The organism is Streptomyces sp. NPDC047971, assembly GCF_040653355.1.
Lineage (GTDB): Bacteria > Actinomycetota > Actinomycetes > Streptomycetales > Streptomycetaceae > Streptomyces.
This window is the reverse complement of the sequence record NZ_JBEZNW010000020.1, coordinates 102,550-124,611: the sequence shown is the minus strand read 5'-3', so window position 1 is coordinate 124,611 and position 22,062 is coordinate 102,550. Positions and strand designations below refer to the sequence as shown.

At 71.0% G+C, this 22,062-nt stretch carries 19 protein-coding genes, 1 pseudogene and 1 riboswitch; of the genes and pseudogenes, 14 read left to right on the top strand and 6 right to left on the bottom strand.

Going from position 1 to position 22,062, the window contains the following annotated elements:
* Window positions 1–1,254 carry an Ig-like domain-containing protein gene (locus AB0D99_RS20445; protein ID WP_362363704.1) on the top strand — a complete coding sequence of 418 codons (1,254 nt, stop codon included), beginning with the start codon at window positions 1–3 and terminating at the stop codon, window positions 1,252–1,254.
* Between the two features lie 27 nt (window positions 1,255–1,281).
* Here the strand turns inward: AB0D99_RS20445 and AB0D99_RS20440 are convergent, their stop codons facing one another.
* Window positions 1,282–1,683 (bottom strand): hypothetical protein, encoded by a 402-nt coding sequence (locus AB0D99_RS20440; protein ID WP_362363701.1) that lies wholly within the window; start codon window positions 1,681–1,683, stop codon window positions 1,282–1,284.
* Between the two features lie 177 nt (window positions 1,684–1,860).
* Here AB0D99_RS20440 and AB0D99_RS20435 point away from each other — a divergent pair, with 177 nt between their 5' ends.
* The 6 genes from AB0D99_RS20435 (at window position 1,861) to AB0D99_RS20410 (ending at window position 9,000) form a co-directional block, all read left to right on the top strand.
* A complete protein-coding gene (locus tag AB0D99_RS20435) occupies window positions 1,861–2,481 on the top strand; it encodes a heme-copper oxidase subunit III (RefSeq protein ID WP_352189322.1) in 621 nt (206 codons plus the stop codon).
* Between the two features lie 67 nt (window positions 2,482–2,548).
* A complete protein-coding gene (locus tag AB0D99_RS20430) occupies window positions 2,549–3,358 on the top strand; it encodes a c-type cytochrome (RefSeq protein WP_362363698.1) in 810 nt (269 codons plus the stop codon).
* A complete protein-coding gene (locus AB0D99_RS20425; RefSeq protein WP_362363695.1) occupies window positions 3,355–4,407 on the top strand; it encodes a Rieske 2Fe-2S domain-containing protein in 1,053 nt (350 codons plus the stop codon). Before AB0D99_RS20430 ends, AB0D99_RS20425 begins: the two co-directional genes overlap by 4 nt.
* Window positions 4,404–6,029 carry a cytochrome bc complex cytochrome b subunit gene (locus AB0D99_RS20420; RefSeq protein ID WP_362363692.1) on the top strand — a complete coding sequence of 542 codons (1,626 nt, stop codon included), beginning with the start codon at window positions 4,404–4,406 and terminating at the stop codon, window positions 6,027–6,029. The genes AB0D99_RS20425 and AB0D99_RS20420 overlap by 4 nt, the downstream gene beginning before the upstream one ends.
* Before the next feature lie 127 nt (window positions 6,030–6,156).
* Window positions 6,157–7,221: an anthranilate phosphoribosyltransferase gene (trpD, locus tag AB0D99_RS20415; protein WP_362363689.1), complete on the top strand. Its 1,065-nt coding sequence runs from the start codon at window positions 6,157–6,159 to the stop codon at window positions 7,219–7,221.
* A gap of 77 nt (window positions 7,222–7,298) precedes the next feature.
* Window positions 7,299–7,415: riboswitch (SAM riboswitch) on the top strand.
* Window positions 7,416–7,599: 184 nt separating this feature from the next.
* A complete protein-coding gene (locus tag AB0D99_RS20410; RefSeq protein WP_362363686.1) occupies window positions 7,600–9,000 on the top strand; it encodes an aminotransferase class V-fold PLP-dependent enzyme in 1,401 nt (466 codons plus the stop codon).
* Between the two features lie 48 nt (window positions 9,001–9,048).
* Here the strand turns inward: AB0D99_RS20410 and AB0D99_RS20405 are convergent, their stop codons facing one another.
* A complete protein-coding gene (locus AB0D99_RS20405) occupies window positions 9,049–9,330 on the bottom strand; it encodes an Lrp/AsnC ligand binding domain-containing protein (RefSeq protein WP_017238849.1) in 282 nt (93 codons plus the stop codon).
* Window positions 9,327–10,127: pseudogene (locus AB0D99_RS20400) on the bottom strand (rhomboid family intramembrane serine protease). The gene AB0D99_RS20405 and the pseudogene AB0D99_RS20400 overlap by 4 nt, the downstream one beginning before the upstream one ends.
* A 150-nt stretch (window positions 10,128–10,277) precedes the next feature.
* Between AB0D99_RS20400 and AB0D99_RS20395 the strand changes: the two are divergent.
* The 5 genes from AB0D99_RS20395 (at window position 10,278) to AB0D99_RS20375 (ending at window position 15,664) form a co-directional block, all read left to right on the top strand.
* Entirely contained in the window at window positions 10,278–10,520 is a 243-nt protein-coding gene (locus AB0D99_RS20395; RefSeq protein ID WP_260228851.1) for a hypothetical protein, read from the top strand.
* Between the two features lie 34 nt (window positions 10,521–10,554).
* Window positions 10,555–11,919, top strand: a complete 1,365-nt coding sequence (locus AB0D99_RS20390) for an NYN domain-containing protein (protein ID WP_362363682.1) — start codon at window positions 10,555–10,557, stop codon at window positions 11,917–11,919.
* Between the two features lie 256 nt (window positions 11,920–12,175).
* The gene (locus tag AB0D99_RS20385) at window positions 12,176–13,204 is read left to right on the top strand and encodes an NlpC/P60 family protein (RefSeq protein WP_362363679.1); all 1,029 of its coding nucleotides are present in this window, start codon (window positions 12,176–12,178) and stop codon (window positions 13,202–13,204) included.
* 185 nt (window positions 13,205–13,389) lie between these two features.
* Window positions 13,390–14,409 (top strand): NlpC/P60 family protein, encoded by a 1,020-nt coding sequence (locus tag AB0D99_RS20380; RefSeq protein ID WP_362363676.1) that lies wholly within the window; start codon window positions 13,390–13,392, stop codon window positions 14,407–14,409.
* A 73-nt stretch (window positions 14,410–14,482) separates the two neighbouring features.
* Entirely contained in the window at window positions 14,483–15,664 is a 1,182-nt protein-coding gene (locus tag AB0D99_RS20375; protein WP_362363673.1) for a hypothetical protein, read from the top strand.
* A gap of 25 nt (window positions 15,665–15,689) precedes the next feature.
* Here AB0D99_RS20375 and AB0D99_RS20370 read toward each other — a convergent pair whose 3' ends face one another.
* Window positions 15,690–16,220, bottom strand: a complete 531-nt coding sequence (locus tag AB0D99_RS20370) for a PadR family transcriptional regulator (protein ID WP_362363670.1) — start codon at window positions 16,218–16,220, stop codon at window positions 15,690–15,692.
* A 92-nt stretch (window positions 16,221–16,312) separates the two neighbouring features.
* Here AB0D99_RS20370 and AB0D99_RS20365 point away from each other — a divergent pair, with 92 nt between their 5' ends.
* The gene (locus AB0D99_RS20365) at window positions 16,313–17,656 is read left to right on the top strand and encodes an MATE family efflux transporter (RefSeq protein ID WP_362363667.1); all 1,344 of its coding nucleotides are present in this window, start codon (window positions 16,313–16,315) and stop codon (window positions 17,654–17,656) included.
* Here the strand turns inward: AB0D99_RS20365 and AB0D99_RS20360 are convergent.
* The gene (locus tag AB0D99_RS20360; protein WP_362363664.1) at window positions 17,595–18,857 is read right to left on the bottom strand and encodes a glycosyltransferase 87 family protein; all 1,263 of its coding nucleotides are present in this window, start codon (window positions 18,855–18,857) and stop codon (window positions 17,595–17,597) included. The genes AB0D99_RS20365 and AB0D99_RS20360 overlap by 62 nt on opposite strands.
* 95 nt (window positions 18,858–18,952) lie before the next feature.
* Here AB0D99_RS20360 and AB0D99_RS20355 point away from each other — a divergent pair, with 95 nt between their 5' ends.
* On the top strand, window positions 18,953–20,095 hold the full coding sequence (locus AB0D99_RS20355; protein ID WP_362363661.1) for a glycosyltransferase family 4 protein: 1,143 nt from the start codon (window positions 18,953–18,955) through the stop codon (window positions 20,093–20,095).
* A 156-nt stretch (window positions 20,096–20,251) separates the two neighbouring features.
* Here the strand turns inward: AB0D99_RS20355 and AB0D99_RS20350 are convergent, their stop codons facing one another.
* A complete protein-coding gene (locus tag AB0D99_RS20350; RefSeq protein WP_362363658.1) occupies window positions 20,252–22,048 on the bottom strand; it encodes an AMP-dependent synthetase/ligase in 1,797 nt (598 codons plus the stop codon).
* Window positions 22,049–22,062 lie beyond the last annotated feature (14 nt).

The following is a 22,062-nucleotide window of genomic DNA, read 5'->3' as shown; positions in this document are numbered from 1 at the left end:
ATGAACGACACGCCGCGCATTCGGACTGTTCTGAGCTGCACTCTTCTGGCCCTCTTGGTCACCGCCAGCGCCGGTGCCTGCGCGGGCACCGACGGCCACCCCCTCTCGGCGAAGCCCTACGACGCCGCGGAGCAGGTCTCCTTCAACGCCCCCACGGACGGCGGGAAGGCCGACCCGGACAAGGCGCTGGAGATCACGGCCAAGGGCGACGACGGCCGCATCACCGACGTGACGGCCATCGACGAGACCGGCCACCATCTGGCGGGCGAGCTGACCGCGGACGGCCAGAGCTGGCGCTCCACGGGCTCACTGACGGCCGGCGGCCGTTACACCGTCAAGGTGTCCACGGAGGACGAGGACGGCGCCCCTGGCACGCGTACGTTCACGTTCGAGACGGCCCCGGCCAAGCGGGGGCTGACCGCGGAGTTCGGCCCGGAGGCGGGCACCTACGGCGTCGGACAGCCCATCACCGCCACCCTCAGCCTCCCCGTCAAGGACAAGGCGGCGCGGGCGGTCGTCGAACGCGGCCTCAAGGTCCGTTCCACCCCCGCCGTCGTGGGCTCCTGGTACTGGGTCGACGACAAGAAGCTGCACTTCCGCCCGAAGGAGTACTGGCCGGCGGGCGCGTCGGTCTCGGTCACCGGCAACCTCGCCGGCGTCAAGATCGGCGACAAGCTCTACGGCGGGGAGTCCAAGCCCCTGAAGCTGACGATCGGCGACCGGATCGAGGCCATCGCGGACGCGGGCTCGTACTCCATGACCGTGCGGCGCAACGGAGAAGTGATCAAGACCATGCCGGTGACCACCGGCAAACCGGGCTTCTCCACCCGTAACGGCATCAAAGTCATCCTCGGCAAGGAGTACTTCGTCCGGATGCGGGGCACCAGCGTCGGCATCGCGGAAGGCAGCTCCGAGTCGTACGACCTGCCCGTCTACTACGCGACACGGGTGACCTGGAGCGGGGAGTACGTCCACGCCGCGCCCTGGTCCGTGGGCTCCCAGGGCTTCGCGAACGTCAGCCACGGCTGCGTCGGCATGTCGACGGGCAACGCGGCTTGGTTCTTCGAGACCGTCCGTCCGGGTGACATCGTGCAGACCGTCAACAGCATCGGCGACACGATGGACACCTTCGGGAACGGCTTCGGCGACTGGAACCTGGCCTGGGACAAGTGGCGTCAGGGCAGCGCCCTGGTGGCCGACACCAAGAGCGCCGCCCACCAGCCCGACCCGACCCGCCTGCAGCCCCTGGTCTGAGGGCTCAGGCCGGCTCCAGGGCCCCGCTCAGGCGTCGATGGAGAGCCGAGAACGCAGCAGGGCCGCCAAGGACGCCGCGAACTCGACCGGTTCCACCGGAAGGGTGACAGCGGCGTCCGCGCGGCTCCAGGTGGCCAGCCAGGCGTCCTGCGGGCGGCCGATGAGGAGCAGCACCGGCGGGCACTGGAAGACCTCGTCCTTGATCTGCCGGCACACGCCCATCCCGCCCGCCGGCACGGCCTCGCCGTCGAGGACGCAGACGTCGATCCCGCCCTCGTCCAGGCGCTTCAGCACGGCCGGGAGTGTCGCGCATTCGAAGAACTCGACCGGCGGAACGTCGGCCGCGGGCCTGCGCCCGGCAGCCAGGCGCACCTGCTCCCGCGTGTTCGCGTCGTCGCTGTAGACCAGGACCGTGGCGCTCGACTGCATCGTTCCTCCGTGAAGGTCATCAACCGATGCGGCGGATGCTACTCCGTCCCACACCCCGTCAACACCGGTTCGACACCGCCGGGGAGGCCCCTTCGATGGGCCGTTCGGGCTGGACACGAGCCCCTGACACTCCGAACGGCACCCCCCGGAGTGAGGGCGGGATAAGCGACCGACATAATGTCGGTCGTGGCGACAGTAACGACAGTAGAAACCGGGCACGCGCACCCGTCGGTCAATCGACCGAACCTCACCAGCGTCGGAACCATCATCTGGTTGAGTTCCGAGCTGATGTTCTTCGCGGCCCTCTTCGCGATGTACTTCACCCTGCGATCGGTGACCGGTCCCGAGTTCTGGACGGAAAAGGCCGACGCCTTGAACTTCCCGTTCTCGGCGACCAACACCACGATCCTGGTGCTCTCCTCCCTCACCTGCCAGCTCGGCGTCTTCGCCGCCGAGCGGGGCGATGTGAAGAAGCTCCGGACGTGGTTCATCATCACGTTCGTGATGGGTGCGATCTTCATCGGCGGCCAGGTCTTCGAGTACACCGAGCTGGTCAAGCACGAGGGTCTCTCGCTCTCGTCGGACCCGTACGGCTCGGTGTTCTACCTGACCACCGGCTTCCACGGCCTGCACGTGACGGGCGGTCTCATCGCCTTCCTGCTGGTCCTGGGCCGGACGTACGCCGCCAAGAGGTTCACTCACGAGCAGGCAACCGCCGCCATCGTCGTGTCCTACTACTGGCACTTCGTCGATGTCGTCTGGATCGGCCTCTTCGCCACGATCTACATGATCAAGTAATCGGGTCCCGGGACCCGAGCACATCCAGCAAGCATCGACGCAGAAGATCCTGACACCGGGGTAATCCGTGAAAAAGCTCTCCGCACGACGACGCCATCCGCTGGCGGCGGTCGTCGTCCTACTCCTCGCGCTGGCGGCCACCGGGGGCCTGTACGCCGCGTTCGCTCCCGCGGGCACGGCGAAGGCCGATGAAACCGCCCAGTCCCTCGCCATCGAGGAGGGCAAGAAGCTCTACTCCGTCGGCTGCGCCAGCTGCCACGGAACCGGCGGTCAGGGCACCACTGACGGCCCCTCCCTGGTCGGCGTCGGCTCGGCCTCCGTGGACTTCCAGGTCGGCACGGGCCGTATGCCGGCCCAGCAGCCGGGCGCCCAGGTGCCGAAGAAGAAGGTCATCTACACGCAGGCTGAGATCGATCAGCTCGCGGCGTACATCGCCTCCCTCGGCGCCGGCCCGATCACGCCGAAGGCGAGCCAGTACAGCCCCGACGGTGCCGACATCGCCCGTGGTGGCGACCTGTTCCGTTCCAACTGTGCCCAGTGCCACAACTTCACCGGTGAGGGCGGCGCGCTGACGCACGGCAAGTACGCCCCGAACCTCGAAGGCGTGAGCCCGAAGCACCTGTACGAGGCCATGCAGACCGGCCCGCAGAACATGCCCTCCTTCCCGGACACGACCATGCCGGAGAAGGAGAAGAAGGACATCATCGCGTACGTCCAGGCCGTCAACGGCGAAAAGGCCGACAGCCCCGGCGGGCTCTCGCTCGGCGGTCTCGGCCCGGTCAGTGAGGGTCTGTTCGCTTGGGTGTTCGGTCTGGGTGCGCTGATCGCAGTTGCCGTCTGGGTCGCGGCCCACACCGCTAAGGCCAAGAAGTCATGAGTAGCCAAGAGATTCCAGAAGAGAACCTGCCCGCTGAGCAGGACACCGCGCACGGCGCGGTGAAGGTCCTCGACGACCCGTTCGCGGACCCGGGCCTTCCGCCCCACAAGCCGCGCATCCAGGACATCGACGAGCGGGCCGCCCGGCGGTCCGAGCGTGCGGTCGCCTTCATGTTCACGCTGTCGATGCTGGCCACGATCGGCTTCATCGCCTCGTACGTGATCTTCCCGGTCGACAAGATCGTGTACATCTGGCCGTTCGGCCGGGTGTCCGCGCTCAACTTCGCCCTGGGATGGACGCTCGGCCTGGCGCTGTTCTTCATCGGCGCGGGAGCGGTCCACTGGGCCCGCACCCTGATGTCCGACGTCGAGATCGCCGACGAGCGTCACCCGATCGAGGCCTCTCCGGAGACCAAGGCGAAGGTCATGGCGGACTTCGCGGCCGGTGCCGCCGAGTCCGGCATGGGTCGCCGGAAGCTGATCCGGAACACGATGTTCGGCGCGCTGTCGCTCGTGCCGCTCTCCGGCATCGTGCTGCTGCGTGACATGGGTCCGCTGCCCGAGAAGAAGCTCCGGTCCACCCTGTGGGCCAAGGGCAAGCAGCTCATCAACATGAACACGCACGAGCCGCTGCGTCCCGAGGACGTCGCGGTCGGCTCGCTGACCTTCGCCATGCCCGAGGGTCTGTCGGAGCACGACCACGACTTCCAGGTCCAGATCGCCAAGGCCGCCCTGATGATCGTCCGCATTCAGCCGGACGACATCAAGGACAAGCGTGAGCTGGAGTGGTCGCACGAGGGCATCGTCGCCTTCTCGAAGATCTGCACCCACGTGGGCTGCCCGATCTCGCTGTACGAGCAGCAGACGCACCACGTGCTCTGCCCGTGCCACCAGTCCACCTTCGACCTCTCCGACGGCGCCCGCGTCATCTTCGGCCCGGCCGGCCACGCCCTCCCGCAGCTGCGGATCGGCGTGAACGACAAGGGCTTCCTCGAGGCGCTCGGCGACTTCGACGAGCCCGTCGGCCCGTCCTTCTGGGAGCGCGGATGAGCACTGTGACCGACACGAAGAAGAAGGCACCCGCCGGTGAGCGGGTCGCCGACTGGGCCGACGGCCGCCTCGGGATCTACTCCCTGGCCAAGGCCAACATGCGGAAGATCTTCCCGGACCACTGGTCCTTCATGCTCGGTGAGATCTGCCTCTACAGCTTCATCATCATCATCCTCACGGGCGTCTACCTGACGATGTTCTTCCACCCGTCGATGAACGAGGTGGAGTACCACGGCAGCTACGTCCCGCTGCAGGGACAGCTGATGTCCGAGGCGTTCAACTCGACCATGCACATCTCCTTCGATGTGCGCGGTGGTCTGCTCATCCGGCAGATCCACCACTGGGCGGCGCTGATCTTCCTCGCCGGCATGTTCGTGCACATGATGCGCGTGTTCTTCACGGGCGCGTTCCGCAAGCCGCGTGAGATCAACTGGCTGTTCGGCTTCCTGCTGTTCTTCCTGGGCATGTTCACCGGCTTCACCGGTTACTCGCTCCCGGACGACCTGCTCTCCGGCACCGGTGTCCGCTTCATGCAGGGCGCGATCCTGTCCGTGCCGATCATCGGCACGTACCTGTCGATGTTCCTGTTCGGCGGGGAGTTCCCCGGCGGCGACTTCGTCGCCCGGTTCTACTCGGCGCACGTCCTGCTGCTGCCCGGCATCATGCTGGGTCTGGTGGTCGCCCACCTGATCCTGGTCTTCTACCACAAGCACACGCAGTTCGAGGGCCCCGGCCGTACGAACAAGAACGTCGTGGGCATGCCGCTGCTGCCGGTCTACATGGCCAAGGCCGGAGGCTTCTTCTTCCTGGTCTTCGGTGTCATCGCGGTCATCGCGGCGATCGCCTCGATCAACCCGATCTGGGCGCTCGGCCCGTACCGTCCCGACCAGGTGTCCACCGGCGCCCAGCCCGACTGGTACATGGGCTTCGCCGAGGGTCTGATCCGCGTCATGCCGGGCTGGGAGATCAACCTCTGGGGCCACACGCTCGTCCTGGGCGTGTTCATCCCGCTGGTGATCTTCCCGGTGGTCCTCGCGGCCATCGCGGTCTACCCGTTCATCGAGTCCTGGATCACCGGGGACAAGCGCGAGCACCACATCGCGCAGCGCCCGCGCAACGCTCCGACGCGCACCGCCTTCGGTGTCGCCTGGATCACCGCGTACATGATCATGCTCGTCGGTGGTGGAAACGACCTCTGGGCCACCCACTTCCACCTGTCGATCAACTCGATCACCTGGTTCGTCCGGATCTTCTTCTTCGCCGGACCGGTCATCGCGTTCATCGTCACCAAGCGGATCTGCCTCGGCCTCCAGCGCCGGGACAAGGACAAGGTGCTGCACGGTCGCGAGTCCGGCATCATCAAGCGCCTGCCGCACGGTGAGTTCGTCGAGGTGCACCAGCCGCTCAGCCAGGGCGAGCTGTACAGGCTCACGGCGCACGAGCAGAACAAGCCGGCCGAGCTCGGCCCCCTCGTCGACGAGAACGGCGTGGAGCGCAAGATCGGTCGCATGGAGAAGCTCCGGGTCAAGCTCAGCAAGGGCTACTACGGCGAGGACCACCAGATCGCCAAGCCGACCGCCGAGGAGTACAAGGAGATCACCAGCGGCCACGGCCACCACTGATCACCTGATCCACTGACCTGAAGGTCGCCACAGCGGGAGCCCCGTCCATTCGATGGACGGGGCTCTTTGCCGTCCCCCCGGGTCGATAGGGTGGAGCCGTACCCGTCACCACTGACCAGGAGCTGCCATGAGCGCTGCGACCCCCGCTGGAGGACCCACGTCGGCGGGCCGCTCCTGGCCCGCCGTACTGGACGGACTGCTGACCGGCCGCGACCAGAGCGCCGAGGACACCGCCTGGGCCATGGACCGCATCCTGCGCGGTGAGGCCACCGACGCCCAGATCGCCGGTTTCGCGGTCGCGCTGCGCGCCAAGGGCGAGACCGTCGAGGAGATCTCCGGCCTCGTCCGGACGATGTACGAGCACGCCAACGTGATCGAGGTGCCCGGCCCCTCCGTGGACATCGTCGGCACCGGCGGCGACGGGGCCAAGACCGTCAACATCTCCACGATGTCGGCGATCGTCGTGGCCGGCACGGGCGCGAAGGTCGTCAAGCACGGCAACCGTGCCGCGTCCAGCGCCAGCGGCGCGTCCGACGTCCTGGAGAAGCTCGGCGTCAATCTCCAGCTGACGCCGCAGCGGGTCGTCGAGGTCGCGGAGGAGGCCGGGATCACCTTCTGCTTCGCGGTGAAGTTCCACCCGGCGCTGCGCCATGTGGCGGCGGCCCGCAAGGAGCTCGGCATCCGGACCACCTTCAACTTCCTCGGTCCGCTCACCAACCCCGCCCGGGTCAAGGCGCAGGCGACCGGTGTGGCCGACGCCCGGATGGCCCCGATCATGGCCGGCGTGCTCGCCGACCGGGGCTCCTCGGCGCTGGTCTTCCGCGGGGACGACGGCCTGGACGAGCTGACGACCACGGCCACCTCGCGCGTCTGGGTGGTACGGGACGGCGCGGTGCGCGAGGAGTCCTTCGACCCGCGGGACGTCGGCATCGAGCTCGTGCCGGTGGAGGCGCTGCGCGGCGCCGACGCCTCGTACAACGCCGACGTCGCCCGCCGGCTGCTCGCCGGGGAGACCGGTCCGGTACGGGACGCGGTGCTGCTGAACTCGGCGGCCGCGCTCACGGCCCTGGAGCCGGGTGGCGGCACCCTGGTGGAGCAGCTGCGCGAGGGGATCGCGAAGGCGGCCGAGTCGATCGACTCGGGTGCGGCGAGGCAGGCGCTGGAGCGCTGGATCGCCGCCAGCAACAGATAACGGCACGGCGCGGGCCCCGTTCCGGCATCCGGAACGGGGTTGCGCGTCGGCGATCACGTGGCATACGTTCTGTGCCAGGTCATGAGTGACAGCCATCAGGCCCCGGCCGGCTGTCCGGCAACCCTCCGTCCGTGGCGGGGTGCCCCGGGTGAAGACCAGGCCGTAGGCAGCGAGGTCTACGGCAAGCGCGGACCCCTGCACACCCTGGGGTCCTGGTCCTCAAGGGAGCAGTCTCGTGAGCAAGCGAATGCGTTAGGGCCTCCGGCCCCGTTTCCCCTCCGCACGAACACCGTGCGTTGAGCAACACCCGTACGAGGCACCCCACTTCGCGCTGCCCTGCGGGCCCTTCGCTGCCCTTCCCCGCCAGGAGATACCGCCATGTCCGCGTACCCGAACGCCGCCACCACCGCCACCGCCGTCAGCGACTCCGAGGCCGGCGACCCCTGCTGCGCCGCCCCGCTCCCGGTCCTCGGGCGGGACGTCACCGTTCCGCTCGTCACCGGGGGCGAGGTCGCCTACGCCGCGCTCGACTACGCCGCCAGCGCCCCGGCCCTGCAGCGGGTGTGGGACGACGTCGCCGCCTACGCCCCGTACTACGGCAGCGTCCACCGCGGCGCCGGGTACCTCTCGCAGCTCTCCACCGACCTCTTCGAGAACAGCCGCGTCACCGTCGCCGAGTTCCTCGACTGCCGCCCCGGCGACCAGGTCGTCTTCACCCGCTCCACCACCGACTCGCTCAACCTGCTGGCCCAGGTCGTCCCCGCCGGTTGCGAGGTCTTCGTCTTCGAGACCGAGCACCACGCCTCGCTGCTGCCGTGGAGGGACGCCCGGGTCACCTACCTCAACGCCCCGCGCACCCACGCCCAGGCCGTCGAGACCCTGGAGCGCGCACTCGCCGACCGTGACCCGTACGGCCCCGCCCTCGTCTGCGTCACCGGCGCCTCCAACGTCACCGGCGAACTGTGGCCGGTGAAGGAACTCGCCGCCGCCGCGCACGCCCACGGCGCCCGGATCGTCCTCGACGCCGCCCAGCTCGCGCCCCACCACCCCGTCTCCGTAAGGGAGTTGGACGTCGACTGGGTCGCCTTCTCCGGACACAAGCTGTACGCGCCCTTCGGCTCCGGTGTCCTCGCCGGCCGCGCGGACTGGCTGCAGGACGCCGAGCCGTACCTCGCCGGTGGCGGCGCGTCCAAGAAGGTCGCCCGCCGTGCCGACGGCGGTGTCGACGTCGAGTGGCACACCACCGCCGCCCGCCACGAGGCCGGCTCCCCGAACGTCATCGGCGTCTACTCCATCGCCTCCGCCTGCAAGGCGCTCACCGAGGCCGGCTTCGACACCCTCGTCGCCCGCGAGCGGCACCTCATCGACACCGTCCGCGAGGGCCTGGCGGAGGTGCCCGAGGTGAAGGTGCTCTCCCTCTTCGGCGACGACTCCCCGCGCGTCGGTGTCATCTCCTTCGTGGTGGAGGGCTGGAACAGCTCCCACTTCGCCGCCGCGCTCTCCGCCGAGTACGGCATCGGCGTCCGCGACGGCCTCTTCTGCGCCCACCCCCTGGTCCGCACCCTGCTCGGCAGCGACCCGCAGACCCAGGGCGAGTGCGGGGCCCCCGAGGCCGCGCCCGGCGAGAAGTCGCTCAACGCCATCCGGGTGAGCTTCGGCGCCGGGACGCCCGACGAGCACGTGGAGCGTTTCGTCCGGGCCGTGAAGGAGCTCGTCCGGGACGGAGCGCGCTGGAAGTACCGCACCGAGGACGGCCGTTGCGTCCCGGACCGCGGCTGAACAGTCACACGTACGGGTGAAGGGGGCCTCCCGTCGGGGCCCCCTTCGTCAGGACTCCAGACCGATGGCGAAGGCCGCTTCCAGGTCGTGCTGGGAGTACGTACGGAACGCGACGTGCGTGTCCGTGGCCTCGACGCCGGGGATCTTGCTGATCCGGCCGGGGATCACGTCCGCCAGGTCGTCGTGCCGGGGCACGCGGACCATGGCGATCAGGTCGTACGTGCCGGTCACCGAGAAGACCTCGCTGACGCTGTCGAGCGCGGCGATCGACTCCGCGATCTCCGGGATGCGGTCCACACTGGTCTTGATGAGCACGATCGCGGTGATCACGGCTGGCATACTCCCTCGGTCGCCGCGGCTTGGACCTTCACTCTAGCCCGCCCGCCTCCCGTCACCACCCTGCCGACGAGGCGCTACGCGCGCTGCACCCTTCCCCTGTACCGCCCCCAGGCGTAGAGGAAGCCGAAGGCGAAGCCCAGTACATGGGCCAGATAGGCAACCCCCGGCCCGGACCCGGCCGTCCGCGCCGCCAGCCACTGCAGCACGAACCAGAAGACCAGCACCATCCAGGCGGGGAAGCGCAGCGGGAGGAAGAAGAGGAACGGGAACAGACTGGTCACCCGGGAGCGGGGGAACAGGTGGAGGAACGCGCCGAGCACCCCCGAGATCGCCCCCGACGCCCCGACCAGCGTCTGCTCGCTGCTCGCGTAGGCCGCCGCGTAGCCGAGCAGCGCCAGATAGCCGCAGCCGAGGTAGAAGAGGAGGAACGGCACGGCGCCCATGCGCTCCTCGGCCATCGCGCCGAAGACGAAGAGGAAGAGCATGTTGCCCAGCAGGTGGAGCCAGCTGCCGTGGACGAAGAGGGCCGTGAGCGGAGTGAGCAGGGTGCCCCGCTCGCTGCTCATCAGTTCGGCCGGCACGACTCCCCAGCGGTGGAAGTACGCGCTCTGCGCCGCGCGGGCCGCGTCCCCGGTCCCGGTTCCCGGGTCGAGGCCGGACACCGGGCTGATCAGGAAGGTGAGGCAGCAGACCGCGATCAGTCCGTACGTCACCGTCGGTCCGTGCCGGGCGCCCCGCCAGACGTCGCGGGCCGTCTTCCACCAGTCGGTCTGCCGCCGGTCGATCATGGACAGATCATGGCGTAACGGTGCTCAACTGGACAGAGTGCCTCGCCGCGACACGGGGTACCCGCGAGGCCGTAGGGTGACGGGCAGTACCTCCGCAGTTCGACGGCGCACCGCGGCACCCGCACTCGCACGATGAAAGAGGACGGCACGATGACGACGGTTCCCCTGCCGACCGCCGAGACCCGCTGGCGCTGCACGCTCTGCGGCAATCTGACCCGGTTCGACGTGACCCGCTCTTCCAAGGTCGTCGAGTACGTCCATCTGGACCTCGCGGGCGAACCGAAGGTCGAGGAGCGCGAGGTGGTCAGTGAGACCATCGAGTCGGTCCGCTGCCGCTGGTGCAACGCGGTGGACCAGATCGAACTCGTGGACAGGCCCGGCACCGCCTCCTGACGGAGCGGTGCGTATGACGATGGGGTGACGGATCGTGGAGCAGCCCGCGCACGGTGGTGAACCGGCCGGCGCGGCAGGTGACGCTGCCGAGACGCTCGACCGCCCGCTGCCCGACGGTGTACGGCGGAAGGTCGTCGCGCTGGTCTCGGACGCCTTCGGCGGGCTGACCGTCGCGGAGCTTCCTGCACCCCTGCGGCAGTACGCGCGGTTCACCGCGAGCCGGCGGGCCAAGTTCGCGGGCAACGCCATGGCCGCCGCCCTGGAGGGCGACACGCTCTTCCGGCAGCGGATCGGTGAGCGGTTCAAGGAGGCCCAGCCCGAGCTGGCCGGGGCCGTCGAGTCCGGCGCCCCGCCCGCCGCCGCCGACCCCGTCGACGTCGCCGCGGCCGCTTACGTCCTGCGCCCGGCCGGCTGGGTCAAGCTGGTCGCGGCCGCCGGCGAGGAGGCCCAGCGGGCGGACGCCGAGCGGGCCGACGAGGCGGGCCGGCGCGAGCTGGAACGGCTGCGCGAGGAGGTCGCCACCGCCAAGGAGCGCGGCCGCTCCGAGACCGAGCAGCTCCGCACCGATCTGGAGGCCGCCCGCAAGGAAGCCGAATCGCTTCACCGCAAGCTGCGCAGCGCCCAGAGCGATGTGAAGCGCGGTGAGGCGGCCCTGCGGCGCGTCCAGGCGGAGATCGACACCTTCCGGGCGGAGGCGGCCGCCCAGGTCTCGGCCGCCGAGAGCGAGACCCGGCGGCTCAAGGCCCGGCTCGGTGAGGTCGAGGCGGCCCTGGAGGCCAGTCGGCGGGCGGCCCGTGAGGGGCGATCCGTGGAGGACATGCGGCTGCGCCTGCTGCTCGACACGGTGCTCGACGCCGCGCAGGGGCTGCGCCGCGAACTGGCCCTGCCGCCCGTCTCGATCCATCCCGCCGACACCGTCGACGCGGTGGAGCCCGGCCGGATGTCGCCGAAGGACATCGCCGCCCGGGCGCTCTCCGAGACCGACCCGGCGCTCCTGGACCAGCTGCTCGCCCTGCCGCAGGCGCACCTGGTCGTGGACGGCTACAACGTCACCAAGACCGGCTACCCGACGATGCCGTTGGAGAAGCAGCGGCTGCGGCTGCTCGGCGGGCTCTCCGCGCTCGCCGCCCGCTCGGGCGCCGAGATCACCTGTGTCTTCGACGGCGCGGAGCTCGCGGCTCCCGTGCTGCTCGCTCCGCCGCGCGGGGTCCGGGTGCTGTTCTCCAAGCCGGGTGTCACCGCCGACGAGTTGATCCGCCAGCTGGTGCGCGCCGAACCCCCGGGCCGGCCGGTCGTCGTGGTCTCCACCGACCGCGAGGTCGCCGACGGTGTGGCCAAGGCCGGTGCGCGGCCGGTCACGTCCGCATTGCTGCTGAAGCGGCTTTCACGCACCTCGTGACACCTCATAACTCCTGGGCGTAATGCCCGAATTCTGGAGGGCTCAGGGTCAAGTGGCCGCTACTGCCTGTGTGGTCTGTGAAAATAAAGTGCCGCGCGGGCGAGATTTTGCTCATGAGGATTTGAACTGATCACAACTTGGTCACTAGGGTCATGCCTCGAACCTTCGCGCGGTTGATCATCCATCCGGGATGACAGCGGAGGAACCGCCTGCCGCAGCCTGGTTGGGCGGCTCGAGGAAGAAGGAGATCGCCTTCGTGGCGTCCCACCGTCGTCCCAAGCAGCCGAGCCGCACCCGTGTGACCGTGCTCACCGCGACCGCCGCAGCCGCCGTCGCGCTCTCCGCCCAGACCGGCGCCCAGGCGGCTCCGAAGCCGAAGATCGACGACGTGAAGTCGAAGGTCGACAAGCTGCACCACGAGGCCGAGGAGGCCACGGAGCAGTACAACCTGGCCGAGGAGCGCCGGGGCAAGCTGCAGAAGGAGATCTCGGCCGTCCAGGACAAGGTCGCCCGCGGTCAGCAGGAGCTCAACACCCTGCGGGACAGCATCGGTTCGGTCGCCAGCGCGCAGTACCGCTCCGGCGGCATCGACCCGGCCCTCCAGCTCTTCCTCTCCTCCGACCCGGACACCTACCTCGACAAGGCGTCCGCGATCGACCAGCTCGGCGCCAAGCAGGCCGACGTGCTCCAGTCGATCCAGGCCAAGCAGCGCACCCTCGCCCAGCAGCGCGCCGAGGCGACGACGAAGCTCGCCGACCTCGAAGATGTCCGCAAGACGCTCGGCGAGAAGAAGAAGGCATTCCAGGGCAAGCTCGCCGAGGCGCAGAAGCTCCTCAACACCCTGACCGCCGCCGAGCGCGCCAAGATCCAGGAAGAGGAGCAGCGCGCCAGCCGCGCCGCGGGCGACCGCGTCGACCTCGGCAACGAGGTCCCGGCCTCGCAGCGCGGTGCCGCCGCGCTCAGCGCCGCCGCCACCCAGATCGGCAAGCCGTACGTCTCCGGCGCCGAGGGCCCCAACTCGTACGACTGCTCCGGTCTGACGCAGTGGGCCTACCGCCAGGCCGGCGTGCAGCTCACCCGCACCACCTACACCCAGCAGAACGACGGCGTGAAGATCGGCCGCAGCCAGCTCAAGCCGGGCGACCTGGTCTTCTTCAACAGCCTGTCCCACGTGGGTCTGTACGCGGGCAACGGGCAGATCCTGCACGCTCCCAAGCCGGGCGCCTCGGTCCGCTACGAGTCGATGAGCTACATGGGCACCTTCCAGTTCGGTGTGCGCATCTGACGATCCCGACATGACGCCCAATCGGGTGGTTCGTCGCATCCCTCGCTGACCTGACGCCCCGCCGGTGACCTGTGGTCTCCGGCGGGGCGTCACTTTGTGTGCCCGGCGGGTTCGTTGGACGCGGAGTGATCACCGGCTACTGTCTGCCGCGCCAGTCTGGGTAACAGCCGAACGGAGCGCGACACGTGGCGTCCCACCGACGACCCGCGAGGGTCACCGTCCTGACCGCCGCCGCGGCGACCGCCGCAACGGCCCTCGGTGCCGTCCCCGCGAGCGCCGACCCGGGCGGCGCGCCGGAGGCCGCCACCAAGGCCACGGTCGACCGGCTCTTCGAGGAGGCCGAGCGGGCCACCGAGAGCTTCAACAAGGCCGACGAGCGGGCGGACACCCTGCGCAGGTCGGTCTCCCAGGCACGGGACGGACTGGCCCGCGGCCAGGAGCGGATCAACCGCATGAGGGGCGCCCTCGGTTCGGTCGCCGGCGCGCAGTACCGCTCCGGGGGCCTCGACCCCGCCCTCGCGCTGCTGCTCTCCTCCGACCCCGATTCGTACCTCGCCCGGGCCTCCGTGCTCGACCGGGTCGCCACCCGGCAGGGCGTGGCGCTCGGCCAACTCCAGGCCGAGCAGCGGCGGCTGACCCAGAAGCGCACCGAGGCCGGCCGGCTGCTGGCCGAACTGGAGCGCAGCCGGACGCAGGTCGCCGAGCACAAGCGCACCGTCGAGCGGAAGCTCGCCGAGGCCCGCCGGGTCCTGGCGTCCCTGAGCGCCGAGGACCGCGCGGAGTTCGACCGGGACGCCAGGGCCTCCCGCTCCGGTCGCGATCAGGAGCCGCCGCCGCCCGCCGACCTCGGGCCCGCCTCCTCCCGCGCCACCGCGGCCGTGATGGCGGCGCGCAGCGCGATCGGAATGCCCTACGTGTGGGGCGCGACCGGCCCTCGGGCCTTCGACTGCTCCGGGCTGATGGTGTGGTCCTTCCGGCAGGCCGGGATCAGCCTGCCGCGGACCTCGTCCGCCCAGCGGTACGCCGGCCGCCGGGTGCCGCTCTCGCAGGCGCAGCCCGGCGACCTCGTCACGTACCGGAGCGACGCCAGCCATGTCGGGATCTACGCCGGCAACGGGCAGGTGATCCACGCGCCGTACCCCGGGGCGCGGGTGCGCTACGACCCGGTCGGGATGATGTCCCACGCGACGGTGACGCGGGTCTGACCGTGCTCCCGCGCGCGGGCGTGCCCGTACGATCGATGGCGTGGCAGGTCAGGGGCATGGAGGGGCGCGTCGGGTGGCAGTCGGTCTGCTGGCCGGCCTCCTGACGCTCGCCGGGTGCGCGTCCCCCGGGCCCCCCGACTCCGCGCCCCAGGAGATCCAGTCCCTCCTCGACCGGCACGCGCGGGCGCTGCTCGCCCGTGACGAGGCGGCCTACGCGGCCGCGCTCGCCCCGGAGCGCGCGCCCGCCGCCCTGGAGGAGTTCGACCGGCTCGCCGAGGTGCCGCTGGCCTCGTGGGGCTACCGGCTCAAGGACGTCGAGCGGCGCGGCGAGGACCGGGCGACGGTCCGCGCCGACCTGGCCTACCGGGTCAAGGGCTACGACTCCGGGTCCGTCACCACGGAGCGGGTGCTCGACCTGAGCGAGCGGGACGGCCGCTGGTACGTGACCGCCGACCGGCCCGGCGAGGACGCTCCCCAGCAGTTGTGGCAGCAGGGCGACGTGGAGGCGGTGCGGGGCACGCACAGCCTCGTGCTCGGCGTCGGGCAGTCGGAGGAGCGCCTGCGGGCGATCGCGGCGGCGGCCGACCGGGCGGTGCCCGCGGTCTCGGCGGCCTGGACCCCGGCCTGGGCGGGCCGCGTCGTGGTGCTCGTGCCCGCCTCGCTGGACGCCATGGGCGGGCTGCTCGGGGGCCCGGCGGCCTCGTACCGGGGGATAGCGGCGGTCACGACCGGGGAGGTCGGCGGCGGACCGGACGCCCCGGCGGACCGGGTGATCGTCAATCCCGAGGCGTACGGGGTGCTCGGCGACTTCGGGCAGCAGGTCGTCCTCACCCACGAGACGACGCACGTGGCCACCCGCACCGCCACCTCGGCGGCCACGCCCGTGTGGCTGTCGGAGGGCTTCGCCGACTGGGCCGCGTACCGGGGCACGGGCCGCACGGCGGCCCAGGCGGCCCCCGAACTGCGACGCGCGGTCAGTGCCGGCGACGTGCCGGCGGCCCTTCCGGACGACAAGGCGTTCGCCTTCGGCGGCGACGCCGACGCGCTGGCGCGGGCGTACGAGAGCGGCTGGCTGGCCTGCGAGCTGATCGCCGAGCGCTGGGGCGAGGCGAAGCTGACGGCCTTCTACCGCGCGGTGGGCGCCCACCCGGGGCGCGAGGGCGCGGTGGAGAAGGCGCTGAGCGAGACCCTGGGCACGACGCCGGAGGAGTTCACCGCGGCCTGGCGCGCGTTCCTGCGGGACCGGCTGGGGTGACCGGAGGGGCCGTCCGCCCCGGCTGTCAGGGCTCGCGATCCAGTTCCGCCAGCGCCTCCGCCAGCCACTGCTTCTCCGCGGTGCCCGTCGCCCGGGCGATGCGCAGCATGCCCTGGCGGAAGAGGTCCCGTTCCTCCTCGGCGCGCACCGGGGCGCCGTCCTCGTAGAAGAAGCTGGCGGGGGTGTCCAGGAAGGTCTGACGGCGCCGGAGGACGGCCGCCTGGGCCGCGCGGTCGGGGAGCAGGCCCAGGAAGGACAGCAGCGTGAAGAAGCGCTGCCCGTCGGTGATCTCGACGTCCTTGGGGTCGCGGAGGCGTGCGAACAGCTCCGCCCGGCCCTCGGCGGTCAGCGACAGGGTGCGGCGCGGGGCGGCGCCCATGCCCGGTTCCGTACGGCGCTCCAGCAGCCCCGCCTTCACCATGCGGGTGATCGCCGGGTAGAGCGCGCCGTCGCTGACCGGGCGCACATGGCCGCTCAGCCCCTGGATGCGGTCCTTCAGCTCGTACCCGTGCAGCGGCTTCTCGTAGAGGAAGCCGAGGATCGTCAGCTCCAGCACCGCTCCTCCTTCGCGCTTGTCCCGGATCCCGCGCCATGCTACCTCTTATCGAGCTACCTCGAATCGATGTAGCTCGCTTCGAGGGAGAGTCGATGACACACCGCCGCACACTCGTCCGGCTCGCGTACCCGGTCTACGGCGAACTCCTCGCCGCGGTCGCCGCCGGCATCATCGGCATGGTCTGGGTCGCCCGTCTCGGCGGCGACGCCGTCGCGGCCGTCGCCGTCGCCACCAACGTCGAGAACGTCGCCCTCGGCATCGTGCTCATGGCCGGCTCCGGCACCACCGTCCTGGTCGCCCGCGCCCGTGGCGCCGAGGACCCCGGCGCCGTACGGGCCGCCGTCCGCGGCGGTCGCCTGCTCTGCGCGCTGCTCGTCCCGCCCGTCGCCCTCGGCGGCTACCTCCTGCGCGAACCCCTCGCCGGGCTCGTCCTCGGCGGCGCCGACACCCCCGCCCGCGCCCTCGCGGCCTCCTACTTCGCGATCTCGCTCCCCGGCACGGCCGTCTTCTTCGCCCTCACCGTCCTCGACGGTGTCCTCAAGGGCACGGGCGACACCCGCACACCGATGCGGCTCGCCTTCCTCGCCAACGGGCTGATCCTCGTCCTCGACCCGCTGCTCATCCACGCGTACGGAGTGCGGGGCGCCGCGCTGGCCACCGTCGTCGGCCGCACGGTCGCCCTCGGCGTCGGCCTCATCGCCCTGCGCCGCAACCCGCTGCTGCGGGCCGCGCGGGCGGCCTCGCCGATCGAGGGAACGGCCGCCGCCCTGCGCCGTACGGTCGTCACCGGCCTGCCGATGTCCGTCGACTTCGTCGTCCGGATGCTGGGGGCCCTCGCCCTGGTCGCCGTCGTGGCCCGGCTCGGTGTCACCCAGGTCGCCGCCTACGGCATCGCGACGAAGGCCATGTACGTCGCCACCATGGCGTTCTACGCCGTGCGGCAGGCCGCCGCCATCCACACCGCGCACCTGCTCGGGGCCGGTCGCGACGAGCGCGGTGCCGTCGGCCGACAGGCCCTCGCGCTCGGGGGAGTCCTCGGCGCGTCCGCCGCCGCTCTGCTGTTCCTCGTCGCGGGCCCGGTCATGCGCGGATTCGGCGCGGAGCCGGACGTGGTGGCCGAGGGCACGCTCTTCCTGCGCTGCCTGGGGCCCCACCTGGTCCTGATGGCCGGGTTCATCGCCCTCGCCGGGGTCCTCGACGGCGCCGGCGACAGTCCGAGGCTCGCCCGGATCACCGTCGCGGGGGTCCTGCTCCAGCTGCCGCTCGCGCAGCTGCTCTCAGGAAGGGGACTGCCCGGGATCTGTCTGGCCATGGGTCTCGCGACGGCGGCGCAGTGCGCGGCCCTCGCCTTCGTCCACCGCCGTACCCCGCCGCTCAGGCGACGGGCAGGGTCGTCGCCCGCTCGGGCTGCTGAACCGGAATCCTCGCCGGGATGAGACGCGGTTCCGTCACCGTCTGCCGCCAGAGGATGCGGCAGGCCGAGAGCGACGCGGCGACCAGCAGCCCGTTCCGTATCAGCAGCAGGCCGATGCCCAGCGGATCGCTGTCCGTCACGTGCGAGAACCAGACCGGGAACTCGAACTGGGTCACCGCCGTCGCCCATATGACCAGATGCGCCGGCCGGCGCATCCGGCTCGCCCGGTAGACCAGGCACACGGCGGCCAGACCGACCAGCCAGATCATGTACTGCGGGCTTATCACCCGGCTCGTGGTGGTGAAGAGGAGCACCGCCACGAACGCCACGTCCGCCGGTGTCGAGGTCGTGAACGCGCGGGCCCGTATCCGCCACACCGCCAACCAGGCGAAGGCGGCGATGGACAGGGCCATGGCCACCGAGGCGACGGCGGAGACGTACGGGCCGAGGAACTCGATCGAGCCGTAGTTCATCCGCGCCTCGCCCTCCCAGCCGATGTGCCGGGCGACGTGGAAGAGCATCGCGCCGAGGGATTCGAGCTCCAGCCCCCGGTCCCGCTGGAAGGTCAGGAAGGCCAGTGCCCCGGGCGCCGCGAGCACGCACAGGAGGAGCAGGCCGGCCGCCGCCCCCGCGGCCGTCGACCACGAACGGAACGTGGCGCGGCCGCGCGGGGTGCCCGCGAGCAGCAGGGCGGGCCAGACCTTCAGCATCGCCCCGAATCCGGCCAGCGCGCCGAGCACCCGGGGGCGGGAGAGACCGGCGAGGAGCGCGGCCACCGCGACGGCGGTGACCATCAGGTCGTACCGCGCGTAGGCGGTCGGACCGAGCAGGGGGACGCCCGCGATCCATATCCACGCGCCGCGCGGGCTGCGGCCCCGCCGCTTCCCCGCGTACGTCAGCAGCCGGAAGACGAGCGCGTCGCAGAGGAACGCGAGCACGAAGAAGGCCGCGGAGTAGCCCAGGAACGGCAGCAGCGCGGGGGCGAGGATCGCCAGGGCGGCGAGCGGCGGGTACTGCCAGGTCACGTCGTCCAGCGGATACGTGCCGGTTCTCAGCACCTCGTACCAGCCCTGGTAGATCTCCTCGATGTCGCTCGTCACGTCCGGCCCGGGGACGGTGACGACCTTGAAGACACACAGGAGCAGGATGATCCGGGTGAGTCCGAAGAGGAGGACGGGACTTCTTTTCGCGCGCTCGGCAGCCGTACCCAGTACGCCCGTCATTCCTACCTCGTCCATTCCAGTCGGTCGGTCGGTCGGTCAACGCCTGGGAGGGTGTCTTGCCGGGCGGGGGGTGCGGTCACGTACATTCGGCGACGATGCACAAGACCCTGATCGTAACCAACGACTTCCCGCCCCGGCCCGGTGGAATCCAGGCGTTCCTGCACAACATGGCGCTGCGTCTGGATCCCGAGAGCATCGTGGTCTACGCCTCCACGTGGAAGCGCAGCCGCGAGGGGATCGAGGCGACCGCCGCGTTCGACGCGGAGCAGCCTTTCACGGTGGTGCGCGACAGCACCACCATGCTGTTGCCCACACCTCGGGTCACCGCGCGCGCGACCGCGCTGCTGCGCGAGCACGGCTGCGAGTCCGTGTGGTTCGGGGCGGCGGCCCCGCTCGGCCTGATGGCGCCCGCGCTGCGCCGTGCCGGTGCGCGGCGGCTCGTCGCGACGACCCACGGGCACGAGGCGGGCTGGGCACAGCTGCCGGCCGCGCGACAGCTGCTGCGCCGGATCGGCGAGGGCACGGACACCCTCACCTACCTCGGCGAGTACACCCGCTCGCGGATCGCGGCGGCGCTGACGCCCGAGGCCGCCGCGCGCATGGTGCAGCTCCCGCCGGGCGTGGACGAGAAGACCTTCCACCCCGGCTCCGGCGGCGAGGCGGTACGGGAGCGCCTCGGGCTCAGCGACCGGCCCGTCGTCGTGTGCGTCTCGCGGCTCGTGCCGCGCAAGGGGCAGGACACGCTGATCCGGGCCATGCCCGAGATCCTGCGGCGGGTGCCGGACGCGGTGCTGCTGATCGTCGGGGGCGGCCCCTACGAGAAGGACCTGAAGTCCCTCGCGGCGACGACCGGGGTGGCAGGTTCCGTGCGCTTCACGGGCGCGGTGCCGTGGGAGGAGCTGCCGGCCCACTACGGAGCCGGGGACGTCTTCGCCATGCCCTGTCGCACTCGTCGCGGCGGACTCGACGTCGAGGGCCTCGGCATCGTCTACCTGGAGGCGTCCGCCACCGGCCTCCCGGTCGTCGCCGGCGACTCGGGCGGCGCACCGGACGCCGTCCTGGACGGCGAGACGGGCTGGGTCGTCCGAGGCGACGCCCCCGCGGAGTCCGCGGACCGCGTCGCGACCCTCCTCCTGGACCCCGAGCTGCGCCGGAGCATGGGTGAGCGGGGCCGCGCCTGGGTCGAGGAGCGCTGGCGCTGGGACCTCCTCGCGGAGCGCCTGAAGGAACTGCTGTAGCGCCGGACCTCCGCCGCGCGATCGCGCGGCGGAGATCCGGCCGAGGCGGACGTCCCGGCCGGAGGTGTCGCCTTCCGGGCCCCGCACACGGAGACGGGCCCCGCGGCACGCCGTTCGGCGTCCCGCGGGGCCCGTCGTGGTTCGGGCACCCGTGCGCTACGGGCGGTAGATCGCCTCGATCTCGTCCGCGAAGTCCTTCGCCACCACGTTGCGCTTCAGCTTCAGCGACGGCGTGATGTGGCCCGCCTCCTCGGTGAACTGCGAGTTCAGGATCCGGAACTTCCGTACCGACTCGGCCTTGGACACGGCCGCGTTGCCGTCGTCCACCGCGCGCTGGATCTCCGCGAGCAGTTCGGCGTCGTCGCGCAGCGACGCGGCGGTCGAGTCCGCCGGCTTGCCGTGCTCGCTCGCCCAGCGGCCGAGGAACTCCTCGTCCAGGGTGACCAGCGCGCCCACGAACGGGCGGCCGTCGCCGACCACCATGCACTCCGCGATCAGCGCGTGCGCGCGGATCCGGTCCTCGATGACCGCCGGGGCGACGTTCTTGCCGCCCGCCGTCACCAGGATCTCCTTCTTCCGGCCGGTGATCGCGAGGTAGCCGTCCTCGTCGAGCGTGCCGATGTCACCGGTGTGGAACCAGCCGTCGGCCAGCGCCTCCGCCGTGGCGGCCTCGTTCTTCCAGTAGCCGGTGAAGATGTGCTCGCCGTGCAGCAGCACCTCGCCGTCGTCGGCGATCCGCACCACCGAGCCCGGCAGCGGCTGACCGACCGTGCCGATCTTCTGCCGGTCCCACGGGTTGAACGCCGTCGCCGCGCAGGACTCCGTCAGGCCGTAGCCCTCCAGGACGGTGAAGCCGATGCCGCGGTAGAAGTGGCCGAGCCGCTCGCCCAGCGGCGCTCCGCCGGAGATCGCGTACTCGCCGCGACCGCCGAGCACCGCGCGCAGCTTGCTGTAGACGAGCTTGTCGAAGACCTTGTGCTTGATCCTCAGACCGAGCGACGCGCCCTGCGGGGTGCTGGTGGCCCGGCTCCAGGCGATCGCCGTGTGCGCCGCCTTGTCGAAGATCTTGCCCTTGCCGTCCGCCTGGGCCTTCGCCCGCGCCGAGTTGTAGACCTTCTCGAAGACCCGCGGCACGCCGAGGATCAGGGTGGGCCGGAAGGTGGCCAGCTCGTCGGTGAGGTTCTTGATGTCCGGCAGACAGCCGAGCTTGATGGGTGCCATGACCGCCGCGAGCTCCACCATGCGGCCGAAGACGTGGGCGGCGGGCAGGAAGAGCATCACGGAGCTCTCGCCCGTACGGAAGAGCGGCTCCAGGCGCGCGACCAGGTTGCCGCACTCGGCGAAGAACGCGCGGTGCGTCAGCACACAGCCCTTGGGGCGGCCCGTGGTGCCCGAGGTGTAGACGATCGTCGCCGGGTCGTCGGCGTGCGCGGTCGACATGCGCGCGTCGAGCAGTTCGTCGGAGACGTCCGCACCCGAGGCGGTGAGCCGGCCGACCGCGTCGGCCTCGATCTGCCAGACGCCCTTCAGGCCCGGCAGGTTCGACCGTACGGACTCCACCGACTCCTGGTGGGCCGCGGACTCGACGAGGGCGAGCGAGGCGCCCGAGTCGCCGAGGATCCACTGGATCTGCTCCGGCGAACTCGTCTCGTACACCGGCACCGTCACGCCGCCCGCGCTCCAGATCGCGAAGTCGAGGAGCACCCACTCGTACCGCGTTCTGGAGAGGAGGGCCACCCGGTCGCCCGGCTCGACGCCGGCGGCGATCAGCCCCTTCGCCGCGCCACGGACCTCCGCGAGGAACTGCTGGGCGGTGACGTCCGTCCAGACGCCGTCCACCTTGCGTCCCATGACGGCGGTGTCGGGGTGCTGAGACGCGTTGCGGCGGATGAGATCCGTCAGATTGCCGTCCGAGGGGACCTCGTACAGGGCCGGAAGGCTGAACTCGCGCAAGACTGCTGCTCCTC

Bases quoted from the DNA above. Each gene is read 5' to 3' on its own strand.
- AB0D99_RS20445 (WP_362363704.1), top strand. From the start codon at position 1: ATGAACGACACGCCGCGCATTCGGACTGTTCTGAGCTGCACTCTTCTG.
- AB0D99_RS20440 (WP_362363701.1), bottom strand. From the start codon at position 1,683: ATGCAGTCGAGCGCCACGGTCCTGGTCTACAGCGACGACGCGAACACG.
- AB0D99_RS20435 (WP_352189322.1), top strand. From the start codon at position 1,861: ATGTCGGTCGTGGCGACAGTAACGACAGTAGAAACCGGGCACGCGCAC.
- AB0D99_RS20425 (WP_362363695.1), top strand. From the start codon at position 3,355: ATGAGTAGCCAAGAGATTCCAGAAGAGAACCTGCCCGCTGAGCAGGAC.
- AB0D99_RS20420 (WP_362363692.1), top strand. From the start codon at position 4,404: ATGAGCACTGTGACCGACACGAAGAAGAAGGCACCCGCCGGTGAGCGG.
- trpD (WP_362363689.1), top strand. From the start codon at position 6,157: ATGAGCGCTGCGACCCCCGCTGGAGGACCCACGTCGGCGGGCCGCTCC.
- AB0D99_RS20410 (WP_362363686.1), top strand. From the start codon at position 7,600: ATGTCCGCGTACCCGAACGCCGCCACCACCGCCACCGCCGTCAGCGAC.
- AB0D99_RS20395 (WP_260228851.1), top strand. From the start codon at position 10,278: ATGACGACGGTTCCCCTGCCGACCGCCGAGACCCGCTGGCGCTGCACG.
- AB0D99_RS20365 (WP_362363667.1), top strand. From the start codon at position 16,313: ATGACACACCGCCGCACACTCGTCCGGCTCGCGTACCCGGTCTACGGC.
- AB0D99_RS20360 (WP_362363664.1), bottom strand. From the start codon at position 18,857: ATGACGGGCGTACTGGGTACGGCTGCCGAGCGCGCGAAAAGAAGTCCC.
- AB0D99_RS20355 (WP_362363661.1), top strand. From the start codon at position 18,953: ATGCACAAGACCCTGATCGTAACCAACGACTTCCCGCCCCGGCCCGGT.